General features: G+C 66.1%; 20 protein-coding genes. 4 read left to right on the top strand and 16 right to left on the bottom strand.

From position 1 onward, the window contains the following. Positions 1–49: 49 nt before the first annotated feature. Positions 50–475, bottom strand: a complete 426-nt coding sequence (locus V9K84_RS01910; protein WP_078479791.1) for an SEL1-like repeat protein — start codon at positions 473–475, stop codon at positions 50–52. A gap of 957 nt (positions 476–1,432) precedes the next feature. Here V9K84_RS01910 and V9K84_RS01905 point away from each other — a divergent pair. The 3 genes from V9K84_RS01905 (at position 1,433) to V9K84_RS01895 (ending at position 3,894) form a co-directional block, all read left to right on the top strand. Next, positions 1,433–1,657, top strand: coding sequence for a hypothetical protein (locus V9K84_RS01905; protein WP_043862639.1), 225 nt, complete (start codon positions 1,433–1,435; stop codon positions 1,655–1,657). A 335-nt stretch (positions 1,658–1,992) separates the two neighbouring features. After that, positions 1,993–2,475, top strand: coding sequence for a hypothetical protein (locus V9K84_RS01900; RefSeq protein WP_054914682.1), 483 nt, complete (start codon positions 1,993–1,995; stop codon positions 2,473–2,475). A gap of 144 nt (positions 2,476–2,619) precedes the next feature. After that, positions 2,620–3,894 carry an outer membrane protein transport protein gene (locus tag V9K84_RS01895; protein WP_043862525.1) on the top strand — a complete coding sequence of 425 codons (1,275 nt, stop codon included), beginning with the start codon at positions 2,620–2,622 and terminating at the stop codon, positions 3,892–3,894. Between the two features lie 41 nt (positions 3,895–3,935). Here the strand turns inward: V9K84_RS01895 and V9K84_RS01890 are convergent, their stop codons facing one another. Beyond that, entirely contained in the window at positions 3,936–4,871 is a 936-nt protein-coding gene (locus tag V9K84_RS01890; RefSeq protein ID WP_043862526.1) for a LysR family transcriptional regulator, read from the bottom strand. A 113-nt stretch (positions 4,872–4,984) separates the two neighbouring features. Between V9K84_RS01890 and V9K84_RS01885 the strand changes: the two genes are divergently transcribed. Further along, complete coding sequence (locus V9K84_RS01885; RefSeq protein ID WP_043862527.1) at positions 4,985–5,251, top strand: DUF2798 domain-containing protein; 267 nt, start codon at positions 4,985–4,987, stop codon at positions 5,249–5,251. Positions 5,252–5,258: 7 nt separating this feature from the next. Here V9K84_RS01885 and V9K84_RS01880 read toward each other — a convergent pair whose 3' ends face one another. From V9K84_RS01880 to cobO, 14 genes are all read right to left on the bottom strand, one after another. Then, the gene (locus V9K84_RS01880) at positions 5,259–5,810 is read right to left on the bottom strand and encodes a glutathione peroxidase (RefSeq protein ID WP_043862528.1); all 552 of its coding nucleotides are present in this window, start codon (positions 5,808–5,810) and stop codon (positions 5,259–5,261) included. A 151-nt stretch (positions 5,811–5,961) separates the two neighbouring features. Beyond that, positions 5,962–7,170: an MFS transporter gene (locus V9K84_RS01875; RefSeq protein ID WP_043862529.1), complete on the bottom strand. Its 1,209-nt coding sequence runs from the start codon at positions 7,168–7,170 to the stop codon at positions 5,962–5,964. A 63-nt stretch (positions 7,171–7,233) separates the two neighbouring features. Continuing rightward, positions 7,234–7,638, bottom strand: a complete 405-nt coding sequence (locus V9K84_RS01870; RefSeq protein WP_043862530.1) for a MarR family winged helix-turn-helix transcriptional regulator — start codon at positions 7,636–7,638, stop codon at positions 7,234–7,236. Between the two features lie 40 nt (positions 7,639–7,678). Next, complete coding sequence (locus tag V9K84_RS01865; RefSeq protein ID WP_088514021.1) at positions 7,679–8,872, bottom strand: cellulase family glycosylhydrolase; 1,194 nt, start codon at positions 8,870–8,872, stop codon at positions 7,679–7,681. A gap of 122 nt (positions 8,873–8,994) precedes the next feature. Further along, entirely contained in the window at positions 8,995–9,723 is a 729-nt protein-coding gene (locus V9K84_RS01860; RefSeq protein ID WP_088514022.1) for an adenosylcobinamide-GDP ribazoletransferase, read from the bottom strand. Then, entirely contained in the window at positions 9,723–10,292 is a 570-nt protein-coding gene (cobC, locus tag V9K84_RS01855; protein ID WP_088514023.1) for an alpha-ribazole phosphatase family protein, read from the bottom strand. The genes V9K84_RS01860 and cobC overlap by 1 nt, the downstream gene beginning before the upstream one ends. Beyond that, the gene (gene cobT / locus V9K84_RS01850) at positions 10,289–11,344 is read right to left on the bottom strand and encodes a nicotinate-nucleotide--dimethylbenzimidazole phosphoribosyltransferase (RefSeq protein ID WP_088514024.1); all 1,056 of its coding nucleotides are present in this window, start codon (positions 11,342–11,344) and stop codon (positions 10,289–10,291) included. Before cobT ends, cobC begins: the two co-directional genes overlap by 4 nt. A gap of 2 nt (positions 11,345–11,346) precedes the next feature. After that, positions 11,347–11,862 (bottom strand): bifunctional adenosylcobinamide kinase/adenosylcobinamide-phosphate guanylyltransferase, encoded by a 516-nt coding sequence (cobU, locus tag V9K84_RS01845; protein WP_043862535.1) that lies wholly within the window; start codon positions 11,860–11,862, stop codon positions 11,347–11,349. Between the two features lies 1 nt (position 11,863). Then, complete coding sequence (locus V9K84_RS01840; protein WP_058541008.1) at positions 11,864–13,318, bottom strand: cobyric acid synthase; 1,455 nt, start codon at positions 13,316–13,318, stop codon at positions 11,864–11,866. Continuing rightward, positions 13,315–14,307: a threonine-phosphate decarboxylase CobD gene (gene cobD, locus V9K84_RS01835; protein WP_088514025.1), complete on the bottom strand. Its 993-nt coding sequence runs from the start codon at positions 14,305–14,307 to the stop codon at positions 13,315–13,317. The genes V9K84_RS01840 and cobD overlap by 4 nt, the downstream gene beginning before the upstream one ends. Next, on the bottom strand, positions 14,300–15,208 hold the full coding sequence (cbiB, locus tag V9K84_RS01830; protein WP_043862538.1) for an adenosylcobinamide-phosphate synthase CbiB: 909 nt from the start codon (positions 15,206–15,208) through the stop codon (positions 14,300–14,302). Before cbiB ends, cobD begins: the two co-directional genes overlap by 8 nt. Then, positions 15,208–15,855 carry a 5,6-dimethylbenzimidazole synthase gene (gene bluB, locus V9K84_RS01825; RefSeq protein ID WP_043862539.1) on the bottom strand — a complete coding sequence of 216 codons (648 nt, stop codon included), beginning with the start codon at positions 15,853–15,855 and terminating at the stop codon, positions 15,208–15,210. The genes cbiB and bluB overlap by 1 nt, the downstream gene beginning before the upstream one ends. Further along, on the bottom strand, positions 15,852–17,147 hold the full coding sequence (locus tag V9K84_RS01820; RefSeq protein WP_043862540.1) for a cobyrinate a,c-diamide synthase: 1,296 nt from the start codon (positions 17,145–17,147) through the stop codon (positions 15,852–15,854). Before V9K84_RS01820 ends, bluB begins: the two co-directional genes overlap by 4 nt. After that, entirely contained in the window at positions 17,144–17,755 is a 612-nt protein-coding gene (gene cobO, locus V9K84_RS01815; RefSeq protein WP_043862541.1) for a cob(I)yrinic acid a,c-diamide adenosyltransferase, read from the bottom strand. Before cobO ends, V9K84_RS01820 begins: the two co-directional genes overlap by 4 nt. Between the last annotated feature and the right edge of the window lie 26 nt (positions 17,756–17,781).

Here is a 17,781-nt window from a genome sequence, read left to right as displayed (position 1 = left end):
GCTCACCCCCAGGGAAATCCCCCAGAGCTTAACAGCCCCGGGCGGTCGATCAGTGGCTCGTGAGTTGCCCGAGCAGCCGCACGGCTTCTTTGGAGCCCTGCGCGGCGGCTTGTTCCAGCCAGTAACGTGCCTGCTCCGGCTCGTTGACCTGGGGCTGGGTGCACAGACGGCCGTATTCGAGCTGTGCCCTGCGGTCACCGGCCCGGGCAGCCTGGCGCAGCAGCTCGTGGCCGATGCGCCGGTCACGGGCGTTGCCGCAATCGCGGCACAGCATCTGCCCCAGCCGGCTCTGCGCCACCACCACACCCTGACGTGCCGGTTGCTTGAGCAGGCGCCCGGCGAAGTGCTTGACGTTGGGGTTGTCGCCCAGGCGCGGGCTGTCGAGCAGCCACAGGGCCACCTTCAACGAAAAACGTCGGGGCTCGGCAACGGGGGGTTGGGCAGTGGGGCTTGGGGTTTTGCTGCGAAACTTCATAAAAAACGGCGAAGGCAACTCGAGAGGCGCGCCACTCTACCGGATTTTCTCGTGCATGGCCCGAGGGAATTCGAGGCTTTTTTTCCTTCAGGCGATGTTTTTTTTTGACACGTCAGTAGACATTTCGCGCGAGCCGAAATGCGCCGCGAAAATTGTCAGACACTTCCTGCATTGCTGGCACCCGCGTCCTAGAGCAGACCCGCATGACAATCCACAGAAGCTGTGGATAACTCGGTGGACAACCCCCTCCTACACCCCGCAAACCCCGGTAGAATGGGGCCCGCGCTCAAACTGACGATTTTTTCACCAGCTAAAAAAAGTGTTTTTTTTCATTGACTTGTACTTTCGAACTGGTCATCGCCAGGGCCCTGCCGCGGTGTAGCGCCACATTGACAAGAGGTGTTACAGGTGTGGACAGGTGCCCCAAAGCGAGGCACGGGATTGCACGAAAATGCTCCGCACGCGCCGTGGTGCCTCCTGGGGCCCTCTTCACAGAACAGCCTGAAATCGAGATAATGGCCGGCTTGGCGCACGAAAAGCACAAAGGGTTGCCACAACCTGGAAACTGCTGTAGTGTTGCCAGCGTTAGTACCAAGCTGAAACTCAATTCTGGCCAAAGCAGTCCTTGCAGCGTCCTGATCCGACAACGGAACAGCACCTGTTGAAACCAGGACCGGCCCACTTGATGACTCCCAGGTAACCATTACCTACTCTTGGCGAGTCACCCTGCAGATTGAACAGGATCTTCACACAGCGGCGCAGAACCTTAGCCCTGACGTGTTGCCTGTCTTCCTAGTACCTACCAGTCAGCCCTGGCGCCACCTAATCAATGCGCTTACCTCTGGCTGCCCTGTTCCAGTCAGGTTCTTCGCTCTAGCCCTAAAGCTTTGCGTTACTGGAACGTTTTATATGAACACGGCTCTTATGCTGTGTCTTTTGCAGGAACATCTAATAACTATGAATACATCCATCCATACTCAGGCTGCCATTCGCACCCTTAGCCAGGCATTTGCCCCGTTGAACTGCATGATCCATGCGGCGCGCAAGGGCAGCTTCAGCTTTACCCTGGTCAATGAACACGGCATTGCTCGTCACAGCGAGCGTCTGTATCCGGAGCAGTACGAGAGTGCTGAGCCGCTGCAAGCGGTGATTGACCGGACTCGCCAGGCACTGGTTGCCTGATGGTCGTCTGAGACGCAAGAAGCCCTGCCGGTTGGCGGGGCTTTTTTATGCCTGAAATTCAGTGACCGCCGCGCTCGACCTGCCCTCTGCAAGGCCCGGATTCATTGGCCGAACCCCAACCACCGAAAGCGCTTTAACCCCCACGGCCTAATACCCAAGCGTCATATGGGTTATGCCAAGCCACCACAATCGATTTAAAAACAGTCCTTTACAGCATAGATATGACACTACACTTCAACTCAAGCGGCCTTGCCCGCTTCCGGCGGGCCTGACCCCGACCCACCTGCTGCCAAGCACCAGCGTCCCGCCGGCCATTTACGAAGTTCGAGGGCATTATGGCTATCGCCGCGAGCGAGTTGAGTGAATTCGTCATCCGCCCCACCCTGTTGTACCTGGGCCGCTACTGCCCCAGCGCCGAAGCCCTGCTGCTGGGCATCGCAGCCAGCCAGTCGGGCATGGGTTCGGCCCTGCACGACCGCCGTGGCCACGGCCTGTACCGCATCGGCGAACTGCGCCACCAATCGATCTGGGACCAGTTCCTGGCCCACGACCCCGAACTGGCCAGCCTGGTCCGCGGCCTCGCCAGCCAGCACGCGTTCCTCAGCGGCCCGCACCTGGAACTGACCGTCAACCTGCGCTACGCCACCGCCATCGCCTGGATGCTGGTCGAAGAAAAGGCGCTGCCGCTACCAGAATCCGACGACCTGCTAGGTCTCGCAAGAATCTGGCGTCAAACATTCCAGCCCCACGCCCGTTTACGCGACTTCACCCAGGCCTGGCAGGCATGCGTCGGCAAACCGGCACTCCAGGCCTGCTGAGAACCATTTTCAAACAACCGGATAAAATCAGCGATTCTGGTCGGATTGTCCTACAAAAACGCGGTATCTCCTGATTTAGAGCCTATAGCGCACGTCCAAAATTATTGATACTTTGCGCTCCGGTGATCCCATGGAGTTCTAATAATGAAAAAAGTAATACTCAAATCCTCACTCGGCCTCGCTGTCGCTTTCGCATCAACTCAACTCTTCGCCAGCGGTTTTGCCCTCAACGAGCAAAGCATCAGCGGCATGGGCACAGGTTTCGCGGGTCGTTCTTCTTCTGCCGATGACGCCAGCACCGTGTTTGGCAACCCTGCCGGCATGTCCCGCCTCAAACGCGAACAAGTGACCGTCGGCGGCGCGGCCATCATTGCCAAGTCCGACATCAAGGGCAGCGGCACCTTCGGCGGCAGCAACGACGGCGACATGGTCCCCGTGGTTGGCGTACCGATGGGCTACTACGTCAAGCCGATCGATGACCACTGGGCATTCGGCTTCGGGGTCTACGTGCCTTTCGGCCTGATCACCGACTACGAGCACGGCTTTGCCGGCCGCTACTTCGGCAGCAAGAGCGAAGTTCAGGTCGTGACCCTGCAACCGACCATCAGCTACGCCTTCAACGACAAGGTCTCGATCGGTTTCGGCCCGACCATCAACCGTATCGACGGCACCCTGGAGTCCGCCGCGCTGAACCGCGCCACCCCAGGCAGCAACGACGGCAAGGTCAAGATCACCGGTGACGACACCGCCGTCGGCTACAACATCGGCGTGATGGTGCAGGCCACCGACAGAACCCGCGTCGGCCTGACCTACCACTCGATGGTCGACTACAAGCTCAAGGGCGACACCAAGATCAGCGGCCCGGGCTTCGGCCCGTTCAGCGGCAGCAAGTTCGACGCCTCGCTGAAGATCAAGACCCCCGAGTCGGTCGACTTCTCGGTCACCCACGAACTGGATGACAACTGGACCCTGTACGCGGGCAGCACCTGGACCCGCTGGAGCCGCCTGGAGTCCATCGTGGTCAACAACGAGGGCACCGGGCCACTGGCACCGGCACTGGGCCAGATCGCCGAAGAACAGAACTGGCACGACACCTGGGCCCACGCCATCGGCGCTGCCTACAAGCTGAACAAGGAATGGACCCTGCGCGCCGGCTTCTCCGTCGACCAGTCGCCAGCCAACAACCAGAACCGTTCGCCACGCATCCCAACCGGCGACCGCAAGGTGTTCAGCCTGGGGGCAGGCTGGAACCCGAGCGACGACATGACCATCGACGTGGCCTACTCGTACCTGATGGAAGAAGACGTCAAGATTCACCAGAGCACCGCCATCACCGACCCTTCGTTCAAGGGCTCGTACAACGCCAAGTACGAAAACAGTGCACACGGCCTGGGTGCTTCGCTGACCTACCGCTTCTGATCGCTGTTGCATGAAAAAACCGCCTTCCAAAGGCGGTTTTTTTATGCCCGCGCGCGCACGCGCCAGGCCTGCGCCAGGCAGTCCTCCACATACGCCATGAAGGCCCGCACCTTGGGCGTCAGCGCCGAGCGGTCGGCCACGCACAGGTAGATGTCCATGGGCGAGGTCTGTGCATAGGCCTGGTGGGGTTGGGCATATTCGAACAGCGGCACCAGTTGCCCGTTCTCCAGGTAAGGCCGCGCCACGAACTCGGCCAGGCGCACGATCCCACCCCCCATCACCGCCATCTGCGCCAGCACGTCGATGTCATCGCTGATCGACACATCACCGAACTCGGCATCGAAACGCAGGCCGTCACGCACAAAGCCCCACCGCAGAAAACGGCCGTCCACCGGGTAACGGAACACCAGGCAGCGATGCCCCTTCAAGGCTTCCGGGGTGCCGGGCCGGCCGGCACGCTCCAGGTAGGCAGGCGCTGCGCAACAGATGAACGGGATCTGGGCAACGTGCCGCGCCAGCAGGCCGTCTTCCAGCTGGGGGGTGATGCGCACACTCACGTCAATCGACTCGCGCGCGTGGTCCACACGCCGGTCGCTCGTAAGCAATTCAATTGAAAGCTGCGGATAGCGCAGGTTGAATGCCGGCATCAGGGGCGCCAGCACATAGCGCGCGAAGGCCGAAGAGGAGGAGATGCACAACCGGCCCTGGGGTTCGCCGTCATCGGACGTGACGGCCAGCTGCGCCAGCTCCAGATCACGCTCCACATGCCTGACCTTGTCGTAATAGGCGCGACCATTGGGCGTCAACGCCATGCTGCGGGTGGTGCGGGCCAGCAGGCGCACTTGCAGATGGGCTTCCAGGCGCGCGATGTTCTGGCTCACTGCGGCGGCGCTCAAGCCCAGGGTGCGGGCCCCACCGGCGATGCTGCCAGCCTCGACCACCTTGATGAAACTGCGTATCGAGCCCAACAGGTTCACGGCCAAACTCCAGGATTCGTAAGGTTCTCTTTATAAAGACCTAAGCTGGCGTCGTCTACCTCATACCCTGGCAGCCTGCTAGTCTGGCGCCTCCCCTACCTTCAGGAGCCTGCATGACCAGCCAGACCCGCCCTCGCCCACGCCTGAAACTCGGCGTACGCGCCACCCCCTACGTATTCGCGTTCTACATGTCATCGATCATGGCGCTGCTGATGTGCTTCGTGATCACCGCCGCCAACAGCGGCGTCGGCGAGCATTACCTGGCCAATGTGCTCAAGGCCTACCAGCTGGCCATGCCGGTGGCCTTCGCCTGCGTGCTGGTGGTACGGCCGATCGTGCTCAAGCTGGTGGCCTGGACCGTCCACCCGGGCAAGGCCTGAGCCCACCTCAGGGCTGCGAGGCGATGGCCTTCTCGATGGCAGCCCTGAACGCCGGGTCGTCCGGCTTGGTCAGGCTGGAGAAGCTGGCTACCACCTTGCCCTGGCGATCGACCACATACTTGTAGAAATTCCACCTGGGCGCATTGCTCTGCCTGGCCAGCTCGCGAAACAGCGGCGTGGCGTCGTCGCCGCGCACCTTCTGTGGCTCGGTCATGGTGAAGGTCACGCCGTAGTTGGCATAGCACACCTTGGCGGTCTTCTCGCTGTCGGCGTCTTCCTGCTTGAAGTCGTTGGACGGCACCCCGAGCATTTCCAGGCCCTGCCCGTGATAAGCCTTGTAGGTGCTCTCGAGCCCTTCGAATTGCGGCGCGAAGCCGCAATAGCTGGCGGTGTTGATCACCACCAGCGGCTTGCCGGCGAAGCGCTCGCACAGGTTCACCTGTTCCTTGGCGCGCAGCTTGGGCAACTCGCCCTGCAGCAAGGCCGGGCAGTCGGCGGCCAGCACGGCCCCCGAACCGGCCAGGATCAATAGCGGTACCAACAGCCAGCGTGCGTACATGGTGCGTCTCCCTTGCCTGAGTGCAGGGGTTCAGCTTACGCCTAGCACACGCCCATGCCCAACTGCATCAGCGCCAGACCGCCCTGGTGCCAGCCCCACCACACCAGCGCCAGCACCAGGCCAGCCAGCACCAACGCTACCAGGCGCGCGGTCATGCCGCCTCCGGCCGCGCCTGCAGCCGCGCCACCGGGCGCTCGCGCACCGGCCAGTTGAGCGCGGCAGCCAGCAGGCTGAGCAGGATCGAGATCTGCCACACCAGGTCATAGTTGCCGGTACGGTCGTACACCACACCGCCCAGCCAGCCGCCCAGGAATGCGCCCAACTGATGGAACAGAAAGACGATGCCGCCCAGCATGGACAGGTTGCGCACCCCGAACAGGGTGGCGACGGTGCCGTTGGTCAGCGGCACCGTCGACAGCCACAGCAGGCCCATGGCGATACCGAACAGGTAGGCGCTGAACTGGGTCACCGGCGCCCACAGGAACAGCACGATCACCACCGCCCGCAGCAGGTACAGGGTGGTCAACAGGCGCGGCTTGGACATGCGCCCGCCCAGCCAGCCGGCGGTGTAGGTGCCGACGATATTGAACAGCCCGACCAGTGCCAGCACCGTGGTGCCGATGGTGGCCGGCAGGTGCTGGTCGACCAGGTAGGCCGGCAGGTGCACGCCGATGAACACCACCTGGAAACCGCACACGAAAAAGCCCAGCGCCAGCAACCAGAAGCCCGAGTGCGAACAGGCTTCGCGCAGCGCCTGCATCAGGGTCTGTTCGTGCCCCTGGCTGGGCAGCGGGTTATCGCGCAGCATGCCCACCAGGGGCACGATGAAGGCCACCAGCAGGCCCAGCACCAGCAATGCCGCCGACCAGCCCAGCCAGCCGATCAGGCCCAGGGTGCCCGGCAGCATCGCGAACTGGCCGAAGGAGCCTGCGGCGCTGGCGATGCCCATGGCCATGCTGCGCTTGTCTGCCGGCACGGCACGCCCTACCACACCCAGGATCACCGAGAACGAGGTGCCCGACAGGCCGATGCCGATCAGCAGCCCGGCACTGAGCGACAGTGACCACGCCGAGTCCGCCATGCCCATCATCACCAGCCCCACGGCGTAGAGAATGCCGCCGATGATCACCACCTTGGCCGCGCCCAGGCGATCGGCCAGGGCACCGGCAAACGGCTGGGCCAGGCCCCAGATCAGGTTCTGCAAGGCGATGGCGAAGGCGAACACTTCGCGCCCCCAGCCGAATTCGGCGCTCATCGGCGCCAGGAACAGGCCGAAGCCATGCCGCACCCCCAGCGACAATGCCAGGATCAGCGCCGCCCCCAACAGCACCCAACCGCTCGTGCGCCATACCGATGTCATTCTTGTTCTCCCAGACCGCCGCAAGGTTACACGGGTATATACCCGCTTATTGGTGTAATACGCTCAAGCCAACTGTTCCAACAGGCGCACCAGTTCATCGCGCTGCCCTTCGCCCAGGTTGCTCACCAGGGCATCCTGGGCCTGCTCCCAGGCAGGCGTGGCGGCCACCAGGCGCGCCAGGCCCTTCTCCGTCAGCAGTACGATGCGGTTGCGCAAGTCGACACCTTCGGCCAACGCCACCAGGCCGTCGGCTTCCAGCACCCGCACGTTGCGACCCAGCGTGCTGCGATCCAGGCCCATGGACTCGGCCAGCACCGAGATGCTGGGCTGATCGAGACGCTGCAGATGCCGCAGCAGGGAAAACTGGGCGACATTGATGCCGAAGCCCACAAGGGCTTCGTCATAGTGCCGGCTGACCCCACGGGCGGCCCGGCGCAGATGAGTACAGATGCAATGGCTCTTCAACATAGATGCGTGTATATACCCGGAGTTTCCAGGATGCAAGCGTTCAGTGGGGTACGCCATTGAGGGCAAGGCGTTTTCGAATCGGTTCCAACAGGCTGGAGGGCGTGCGCTTGAGCGGGTCCGGCAGGCCCTTTTCGATCGCCTGCCAATAAGCCCACGGCACTTTGGCGCTGCCCAGCTCGTAGTCCATCCCGTCCCAACTGTCTTCGCGAAAGCTGTAGAAGGCCCAGTGCACCTGCTGGCGATCGAGGGTGCCCAGTACATCCTCCAGATAGGCGGTACAGCCCGCCCAGCGGCGCATGCAGCCGAACTCGCCGGCCACCAGGCGATTGGCCGGCACCGCGTGCCTGCCGGCCCAGTCCAGCGGGCGCTGCAGATACTGCTGCACCCGGGCCTTGTTCCATTGCGCAACGCTGCCGCCAAAGGGCGCGGGCCCAGGGTAGGCATAGGGCGTGGCGCGCTCCAGGTTGGGCGCGCTGGTGGCCGCGTAGGGTTCGTACATGTGAAAGCTGTAGAGCAGGCGCTGGTCGTCGAGCGCGCCAGGCCAGTACTCGAAGGCATCGGCCGCGGCGTACCAGCCGGCATCGAGCATGACCGGGGTGAGTGGATCGACTTCGCGTATCGCCGCCACCAACTGGCGATACAGCGCCGGCAGGTCGCGGGTGCTGCCCTGCTGCTGTCGGTACCAGGCGCGCATCTGCTCGGCGCTGGCGTGCTCGGCCAGGCCGCCGAGTTTCTCGGGCGCCGGTTCGTTGATCAGGTTGTAGGCCGCCACCGCCGGATGGTCCTTGAGCGCCCGCGCCAGGTCACGCCAGAAGTCGGCGGCCTGGGCCCAGTAGGCCTTGTCCTGCCAGAGCCGGTCATCGAACTGGCCGGCGTTGTTCTGTGCCCAGCGCATGCCGGGCAGTGAGAGGGGCGTGATAACGACCTTGAGGCCTGCGGCGTGCGCGCGGTCCAGGGTGGCCTTGAGCGTGGCAAGGTCGGCGGCCGGCAGCCCTTGGTAGGTATCGGCATTACCGAGCAGAAAATCACGCTGCGCCGCTTGCCACTTGTCATAGGACAACCGCACCCAGCTCGCCCCGTAGCCGTGCAGCGCCTCGAAATAGGCCTGGTCGGGCGGCAGGCGGTTGAAGCTGTTGCCGCCATGGCGCGGCGTGTTCCAGAAGTCGATCAGGTCGGCGGCGTGGGCCGGCAGGGACGAACAGGCGATAAGGCAGGCCAGCAGCTGGTTGCGCATCGGGGCACCCCGCAAAGACAGAGGAACGTAAGGCTAGCGCTTGCGAAGGCTGACAACGTGCTGCATTCAGTTGCAAAACACTACGGATACATGACCGCAGCGAAGAGCTCCTGACAGCCCCTTCAGAGTGCCAGGCTTACCACCACCGCCAGCTCCAGCAGCTCCAGCAACGCCCCTGCTGTATCCCCGGTGGTGCCCCCCAGGCGCTTGAGCATCACCTGACGCAGCAGCGCGAACACCAGCAGCGCCACGCCCACGGCCAGGATACCGTTCCATCCCGCCAGCACCAGGCACCCCAAACCGGTCGCCAGCAACACGGCCTTGGCTTCGCCACGCGGCAGATGCTCGGCCAGCGCCTGTCCCAGGCCGCCTGCGCGCACATACGGCGTGCACAGGAACAACCCCAGCATCGCCGCCCGCCCCAGTACCGGTGCCAGTAGCAGGCCCACCGCCTGCCCGCTGTCGACCAGCGCGAGCAACGCGCAGAACTTGAGCAGCAGCACCAGTACCAGCGTCACCACCGCAATCGGCCCGCTGCGCGGGTCCTTCATGATCGTCAGGGTGCGTTCGCGATCGCCGAACCCGCCCAGCCAGGCATCGGCGCTGTCGGCCAGGCCATCCAGGTGCAACGCACCGCTCAACCACACCCAGACGCACAGCAGCAGGGCCGCCTGCAGCATCGGCGGGCTGCCCGCCAGCAGTGTGCTGGCGGCCCACAACACCCCGCCGAACAACAGCCCCACCAGCGGGTAGCACAGCAGGGAGCGCCCCATCTGCTCGGGCGCGGGCATGCCCGCCAGGCGCACCGGCAGGCTGCTGAGAAACTGCAGGGCAATCCAGAACGCCTGCATCAGGCGGCTTCCGTGAAACGACCGTCGGCCGCGCAATGCAGACGGTGCACCGCGCCGTGCCCGACCACCACCTGCAGCAGCTGCTCGCGCGGCAGGCCGCGGGCACGGGCCAGCAGCAGGCGCATCACGCCGCCGTGGGTCACCAGCAGCACGCGCTCGCCGACGTGGGCCTGATACGCCCGCGCCATGGCCGCCAGCACCCGCTCGGCAAACGCCGTGACCGGCTCGCCACCCGGCGGCGTGAAGGCATAAGGGTCGGCCCAGAACAGCCCCAGGCCCTGTTCGTCGGTAAGCATGAGCTCGGCGGTGCTGCGCCCCTCCCAGTCGCCGAAGTGCAGCTCCTGCAGGCCGGCCTCCAGTTGCATGGGCACGCCCGCCTGATCGGCAAGTTCTTCGGCAAATCGCGCGCAGCGCTGCAGCGGCGAGCTGATGATCCGCGTCCACGGCCCGCCCTCGACCACAGCCGCACGCATCTGCGCCCAGCCAAGTTCGGTCAGCGCGTCGTCCAGGCTGCCGCGCAGCCCACCGCCCAGTTCGGTTTCACCATGACGCAGCAGGTCGACGATCATGTATCGCGGTCCGCCACCGCCGCCTCGGCGAAGGTCGCCATCTGCCCGTGCAGGTCGCAGGCCATGCGCAGCAGCGGTACCGCCAGCGCCGCCCCGCTGCCCTCGCCCAGGCGCAGGCCCAGCTCCAGCAGCGGTTGCGCCTGCAACGCTTCGAGCACCCGCTGGTGCCCGGGCTCGGCGCCGCGATGACCGAACAGCAGCCAGGCCCGGCAACCGGGGTTGATGCGCGTTGCAACCAGCGCCGCCACGGTGCAGATAAAACCGTCCACCAGCACCACGATGCCTTGCTGCGCGCACGCCAGGTACGCCCCCACCAGCGCGGCAATCTCGAAGCCGCCAAAGCACAACAGCTGCTCCAATGGGTCGTCGGCCAGCGCCGCGTGGGTGAGCAGCGCGCGCTCGATCACGCGGGTCTTGTGTTCGACACCGGCAGCATTCAGGCCAGTGCCGGGGCCGGTCAGCTCGCCAGGGGTGCATTTGAGCAATGCACTGGCCACCGCACTGGCAGAGGCCGTGTTGCCGATGCCCATTTCGCCGCCGATGAACAGTTGCGCCCCGGCATCACGCGCACGCAAGGCGCTCTCGCGCCCGGCCTGCAGCGCCAGGCGCCCCTGCTCGGCGGTCATTGCCGGCACCTGGGCGAAGTTGGCGGTGCCCGCCCCGATGCGCAGATGGCGTACACCGGCAAGTTCCAGGGTCAGGTCGACCGTCCCCAGGTCGACCACCTCCAGCTGCGCACCCAACTGGCGGGCCAGCACGCTGATGGCTGCGCCGCCGCCGACGAAGTTCTGCAGCATCTGCCGGGTGACCACCTGCGGATAGGCCGAAACCCCCTCGGCCACCACGCCGTGATCGCCCGCGAAAATCGCGATCCATACCTGCCGTACGCCAGGCTTGAGCTTGCCCTGCAAGCCCGCCAGCTCCACCGCAACCTGCTCCAGCCGGCCCAGTGAGCCGGCTGGCTTGGTCAGCTCGCGCTGGCGCTCCAGCGCCTGTTCGCGCACAGCCAGATTGATCGGCTGACACGCGTTCTGCCACCAGTTTTGACTCATGTTCAGGCTCCCTTGAGCGTAAGTGGCAGGCCGGCAACGGTCAGCACCACGTGCTGGCAACGTTCGGCAATGGCCTGATGCAGCCAGCCGGCTTCATCGACGTAACGACGGGTCAGCTCGCCCATGGGCACCACGCCCAGGCCGGTCTCGTTGCTGACCAGGATGATTTCACCCGGCAACTGCGCCAGGCAGTCCAGCAGTGCATCGCGCTCGGCGGCCAGGCGCTCGGGGTCTTCGAGCATCAGCAGGTTGGTCAGCCACAGGGTCAGGCAGTCCACCAGCAGGCAACGCTCGGGCGCGGCGGTTTCGCGCAGCACCTGCGCCAGCGCCAGCGGCTCCTCGATCAGCGCCCACTCGGCAGGGCGACGCGCACGGTGCAGTTGCACGCGGGCATTCATTTCACCGTCCAGCGGCTCGCTGGTGGCGATATAGGTCACCGCCAGCGCGCTGTCGACGGCATATTGTTCGGCCAGGCGGCTCTTGCCCGATCGGGCGCCGCCAAGAATCAGCTTGAGCATGTCAGTCCAGCCCGCAGAGTTGACGAAGCCGGGCGCCGTCCAGGTGCGTGTCCACCAGGTCGGCCAGGCGTTCGATGTCCAGTTCACGCAGAGCATGGTAGTCCACCTGCTGCACATCGTTCAGGCCAGCCCAGCGCAGCAGCGCCGTGCACGAATGCGGCGACTCGAACAGGCCGTGCAGGTAGGTGGCCAGGATCTGCCCGTCGGCGCTGACCGCGCCATCGCTGCGACCGTCGGCCAACTGTACGGCGGGCTGCGCCAGCGCCGGCCCGCGGGTGACCCCGGCATGGATCTCGTAGCCACTGACGGGCGCCTGCTCCAGGTTCAGCGTGCCGCTGACATTGCGCAGCTGCTTCTCGGCCTCCAGCTGCGTGCTGTAGTCCAGCCAGCCCAGGCCCGCGCTGCTGCCGGCGGCGCCTTCCAGGCCCAGTGGGTCATGCACGTGGGTCCCGAGCATCTGCAGGCCACCACAGATGCCCAGCAGTTTGCCGCCGTAGCGCAGGTGGCGGGCTATCGCCTCCTCCCAGCCGCGCTCGCGCAGGTGCGCCAGGTCGCTGCGTACGCTCTTGGAGCCCGGCAGGATGATCAGGTCGGCCGGCGGTATCGCGTCGCCCGGCCCGATGAACTGCAGATCCACCTGCGGATGCAGGCGCAGCGGGTCGAAGTCGGTATGGTTGCTGATGCGCGGCAGCACCGGCACGATCACCTTGAGCACCTGCGCGGCTTTCTGGCCCTGGCGTCGGTCCAGGCCATCCTCGGCTTCCAGATGCAGGTCCAGCACATACGGCAGCACGCCCAGCACCGGCTTGCCGGTACGCGCCTCGAGCCAGTCCAGGCCGGGCTGCAGCAGGGCGATGTCGCCACGAAAGCGGTTGATCACGAAGCCCTTGACCCGCGCCTGCTCGCTGGGCGACAGCAGCTCCAGTGTGCCGACCAGGTGTGCGAACACCCCGCCGCGGTTGATATCGGCGATCAGGATCACCGGGCAGTCGACCGCCTCGGCAAACCCCATGTTGGCGATGTCCCCGGCCCGCAGGTTGATTTCGGCCGGCGAGCCCGCGCCCTCCACCATCACCACCGGGTAGGCGTCGCTCAGGCGCTGGTGCGAGGCCAGTACCGCCTGCATGGCGATGGCCTTGTAGTCGTGATAGGCCACCGCGTTCATGCTGGTGACCGCGCGGCCATGCACGATCACCTGGGCTCCGGTCTCGCTGTTGGGCTTGAGCAGTACCGGGTTCATGTCGGTGTGCGGCGCCAGCCCGGCGGCCTGGGCCTGCACCGCCTGGGCGCGGCCGATTTCGCCCCCGTCGGCCGTCACCGCACTGTTGAGTGCCATGTTCTGCGGCTTGAACGGCACGACACCCACGCCCTGGCGCGCCAACCAGCGGCACAGCGCGGTCACCAGGGTGCTCTTGCCGGCATCGGAGGTGGTGCCTTGCACCATCAGGGTGGTCATGGGTGTTCCTTGCGGTAGTCGTCCAGCGCCTGGACCAGGCGCTGCCAATCGGTGTCGGTGGCCGGCAGGCCGAAACGCAGGCTGCTCAGGTGCTCGAACAGGCGCAGCAGGATGCCGCGCCGCGCCATGAACTGGTGCAACTGCGCGGCGTGGGCAAGCTCCAGGTACTGGAACAGGTCGCAGCCGCCGGCCGGCGTGAAACCGGCAGCATCGAGTACCTGCGCCAGGCGTGTGCTGGCCTCGGCGCAGCGGGTGATCTGGCGCTGCTGGGCGCCATGGTCGAGCAGGCAGGCCTGGCCCAGCACCCGCGTGGGCCCGGCGATCGACCAGGGCCCCAGTTGTTCGGCCAGCAGCTGCAGCAGTTGACGTTCGGCCAGCACGAAGCCCAGGCGTACACCGGCCAGGCCGAAGAACTTGCCGAACGAGCGCAGCACGATCAGCCCGTTGCGCCAGGTTTCGGCGGCGATGCTGTGTTGCGGGGTGTTGTCCATGAACGCTTCATCCACCACCAGCCAGCCACCGCGCTGGGCCAGGCGGGCGTGCCAGCCCAGCAGGCGCTCGGCGCTCAACAGACGCCCGGTGGGGTTGTTGGGGTTGACCACCACCAGCACATCGAGGCTGTCGAGAAAGAACTCCACCTCGGCCTCGCCGACTTCACGCACGCGGTGCCCGGCGCGCCGCCAGCCCTCGGCATGTTCGGCGTAGCACGGCGACAGCACACCGACCTTGCCACTGCGACGCAAGCGCGGCAGGGCCTGGATGGCGGCCTGGGACCCGGCCACCGGCAGCAGTTGCGGCACGCCGTAGTACTCGCGGGCCGCCTGCTCCAGGCCATCGTCGGTTTCGGGCAGGCGTGCCCAGGCGCGCAACGGGATCTCGGGGATCGCGAAGGGCCACGGCGCGATGCCGCTGGACAGGTCGACCCAGTCCTGCACTGCGATGCCGTACTCCAGCACCGCCCGTTGCAAACGACCACCGTGTTCAAGCATAGAATTGCGCCCCCACGCACAACAGCAGCAACCACAACCACACGCCCTTGCACACCAGTTGCCAGCCACGCTCGATGGCGTCGGCATCGGCCGGCGGGCCTTCACCCAGTTGCGGGCGCTGGTGCAGCTCGCCGTGGTACACCGCCGCGCCGCCCAGTTCGACACCCAGCGCACCGGCGCCAGCTGCCATCACCGGGCCGGCGTTGGGGCTGTCCCACAACGGTGCCTGACGGCGCCAGCAGCTCAGTGCCAGGCGCGTCCTGCCCAGCACCGCGTAGGTCAGGGCCACCAGCCGCGCCGGAATATAGTTGAGCAGATCGTCGATGCGCGCTGCGGCCCAGCCAAAGCGCTCGAAGCGCTCGTTGCGATAGCCCCACATGGCATCCAGGGTATTGCTCAGGCGATACAGCACCACACCTGGCGCCCCCGCCACCACGAACCAGAACAGGGCGGCGAACACTGCATCGCTACCGTTCTCCAGCACCGATTCGGTGGCGGCACGCGCCACGGCGGTGTCATCCAGTTCGCCGGTTTCACGGCTGACCAGGTAGCCCACGCGGCGGCGCGCTTCATCCAGGTCGCCGCCACGCAGCGCCTCGGCCACGGGCCGTACATGCTCACCAAGGCTGCGCAGGCCCAGCGCGCAGTACAGCGCCAGTATCTCCACCAGCCAGCCGATGTAGGGCAGCCACGACAGCACAGTGACCAGCAGGGTCAGGGGCACCACCGCCAGAAACCACGCGGTGACGCCATGGCTGCGCCAGCCACGACCGCCGGCATTGAAGCGTTGTTCCAGGCGTCCGGCATAACGGCCGAACGCGACCAGCGGGTGCGCACGCCGGGGCTCGCCCAGCAAGGCATCCAGCGCCACCCCGGCCACACTCAGCAAGGCCACACTCATCAACGCTCTCCCCAATGGTTTTCGTAGAGCATCTCGCTCAATGGCCGCTCGCGGGCCCAGCCTTCGAGCACCAGCATGGGCGCCTCGTAGAACGCCTCGACCGGGCCCAGGCACAGTACCGCCAGCGGTTTGGCACCGGCCGGCATGCCCAGCAGGTCGGCCAGTGCCTGCGGTTCGAACAGCGACACCCAGCCCATGCCCAGGCCCTCGGCACGGGCCGCCAGCCACAGGTTCTGGATGGCGCACGACAGCGAGGCCAGGTCCATTTCCGGCAAGGTGCGACGGCCGAAGATGTGCGCCTCGCGCCCGTCCATCAGCGCCGCCACCAGCACCTCGGCGCAATCGTTGATGCCCTCGACCTTGAGCCGCATGAAATCGTCAGAACGCTGCCCCAGTGCCTCGGCGGTGCGCACCCGCTCCTGCTCCACCAGCGCCTGGATCTGCTGGCGCAGCTCGCGGCGGGTGATGCGGATGAAACGCCAGGGCTGCATCAGGCCCACGCTCGGGGCCTGGTGCGCCGCCTGCAGCAGGCGTGCCAGCAGCTCGGGGGCCACCTCGCCGCCGCTGAAATGGCGCATGTCGCGGCGCTCGCCGATGGCGCGGTAGACCGCCGCGCGCTCGGCGTCGTTGAAGGCCTGGTCGCTCATGGTGCCAGCAGCGCCGCCAGCGCAGACGGGTTGGACGGGAAGTAGAAATGCACATACGAGGCCGTCAGCCGGCCGCAACGGTACACCGCCTCGGCGCCGCGCCCGCCGTTGGGGCTTTGCCCGCGGGCGATGGGTTCGAGCGCGGTGCTGGTCAGCGAATGGTGATAGGTATGCCCGCGCAGGGTGCCCTCGGGCAGCTCTACCGCTTGCAGGGCCAGGGCCGCCAGGCGCTTCTGCATCACCGCCTCGCCCGGCAGCAGGCCGGCCAGTTCGGCCCGTTCGCCGGCCACATCGGTCAGTGCATCGAGCAGGTAGAGCATGCCGCCGCATTCGGCCAGCAAGGGCTTGCCTGCCTGGTGATGGGCCCGGATCGCCGCCAGCATCGGCGTGTTGGCGGCCAACGCATGGTGGTGCAGCTCAGGGTAGCCGCCGGGCAGGTACAGGCTGTCGCAGTCTGGCAGCAGGCGGTCGTGGATCGGCGAGAAGAAGCTCAGCTGTGCGCCCATCTCGCGCAACAGGTCCAGGCTGGCGCCATAGGTGAATGCGAAGGCTTCGTCGCGCGCCACGCCGATCCGCACGCCGGCCAGCAGTGGCTCGATGCTGCGCGGCTGCGGCGCATCGAAGGCCACCGCCGGCGGCAGGGCCGACTCGCAGCTGTCGCCCAGGGCGTTGGCGGCGGCGTCCAGGCGCAGGTCCAGGTCGGTCAGTTCACTGGCCTGCACCAGGCCCAGGTGGCGGCTGGGAAGTTCGATGCCGGTTTCCCGCGACAGCCCGCCGTACCAGCGCAGGCCTTCGGTCAGGCTGCCTTCGAGCAGTTGCGCGTGACGCAGCGAGCCCACCCGGTTGGCCAGCACGCCGGCAAACGGCAGGTCGGGCTGGTAGCGCGCCAGGCCCAGGGCCAGCGCGCCGAAGGTCTGGGCCATGGCCGTGCCGTCGATCACCGCCAGCACCGGCACGCCGAAATGCCGCGCCAGGTCGGCGCTGGACGGCGTACCGTCGAACAGCCCCATCACCCCTTCGATCAGGATCAGGTCGGCGTCGGCGGCGGCTTCCCACAGCAGGCGCCGGCTTTCCTCGGCGCCGACCATCCACAGGTCCAGCTGGTACACCGGTGCGCCACTGGCGCGCTCCAGAATCATCGGGTCGAGAAAGTCCGGGCCACACTTGAACACCCGGACCTTGCGCCCCTGGTTGCGGTGCAGGCGCGCCAGTGCGGCCGTCACCGTGGTCTTGCCCTGGCCAGATGCAGGTGCCGCGATCAGCACCGCCGGGCAATGACGGGTTTGCCTCATAGTTCCACGCCCTTCTGGGCACGGATGCCGGCCTGGAAGGCATGCTTGACCATGCCCATCTCGGTCACGGTGTCGGCCAGCTCGATCATCTCGGGCTTGGCGCCGCGGCCGGTGACGATCACATGCTGCATCGGTGGGCGTGCCTGCAGGTCGCCGAGCACCTGGTCGAGGTCGAGGTAGCCGTGCTTGAGGGCGATGTTGAGCTCATCGAGCACTACAAAACCGATGGCCGGGTTCTGCAGCAACTGGCGCGAAACCGCCCAGGCAGCCTCGGCGGCGGCGATGTCGCGCTGGCGGTCCTGGGTTTCCCAGGTAAAGCCCTCGCCCATCACGTGGTAGCGCACCTGTTCGGGGAAGCGGCGGAAGAACAGCTCCTCGCCGGTGCTGTTGCGGCCCTTGATGAACTGCACCACGCCGCATTGCATGCCGTGGCCCAGGGCCCGCGCCAGCATGCCGAAGGCCGAGCTGCTCTTGCCCTTGCCGTTGCCGCTGAGTACCAGCAGCAGGCCGCATTCATTGGGCGAGTTGGCAATGCGTTCGTCGATTACCGCTTTTTTGCGCAGCATGCGCGCCAGATGGCGTTCGTCGCGATCGGTGGTGTCGGTCATCGGAGGCTCCGTGGGCAACTGGCGCG

The sequence above is a fragment of the Pseudomonas sp. AE27 genome (assembly GCF_037113495.1).
Classification (GTDB): domain Bacteria; phylum Pseudomonadota; class Gammaproteobacteria; order Pseudomonadales; family Pseudomonadaceae; genus Aquipseudomonas; species Aquipseudomonas palmensis.
Note: the sequence above shows the minus strand (reverse complement) of the source record. Positions and strands in the feature narration are given on the sequence as shown.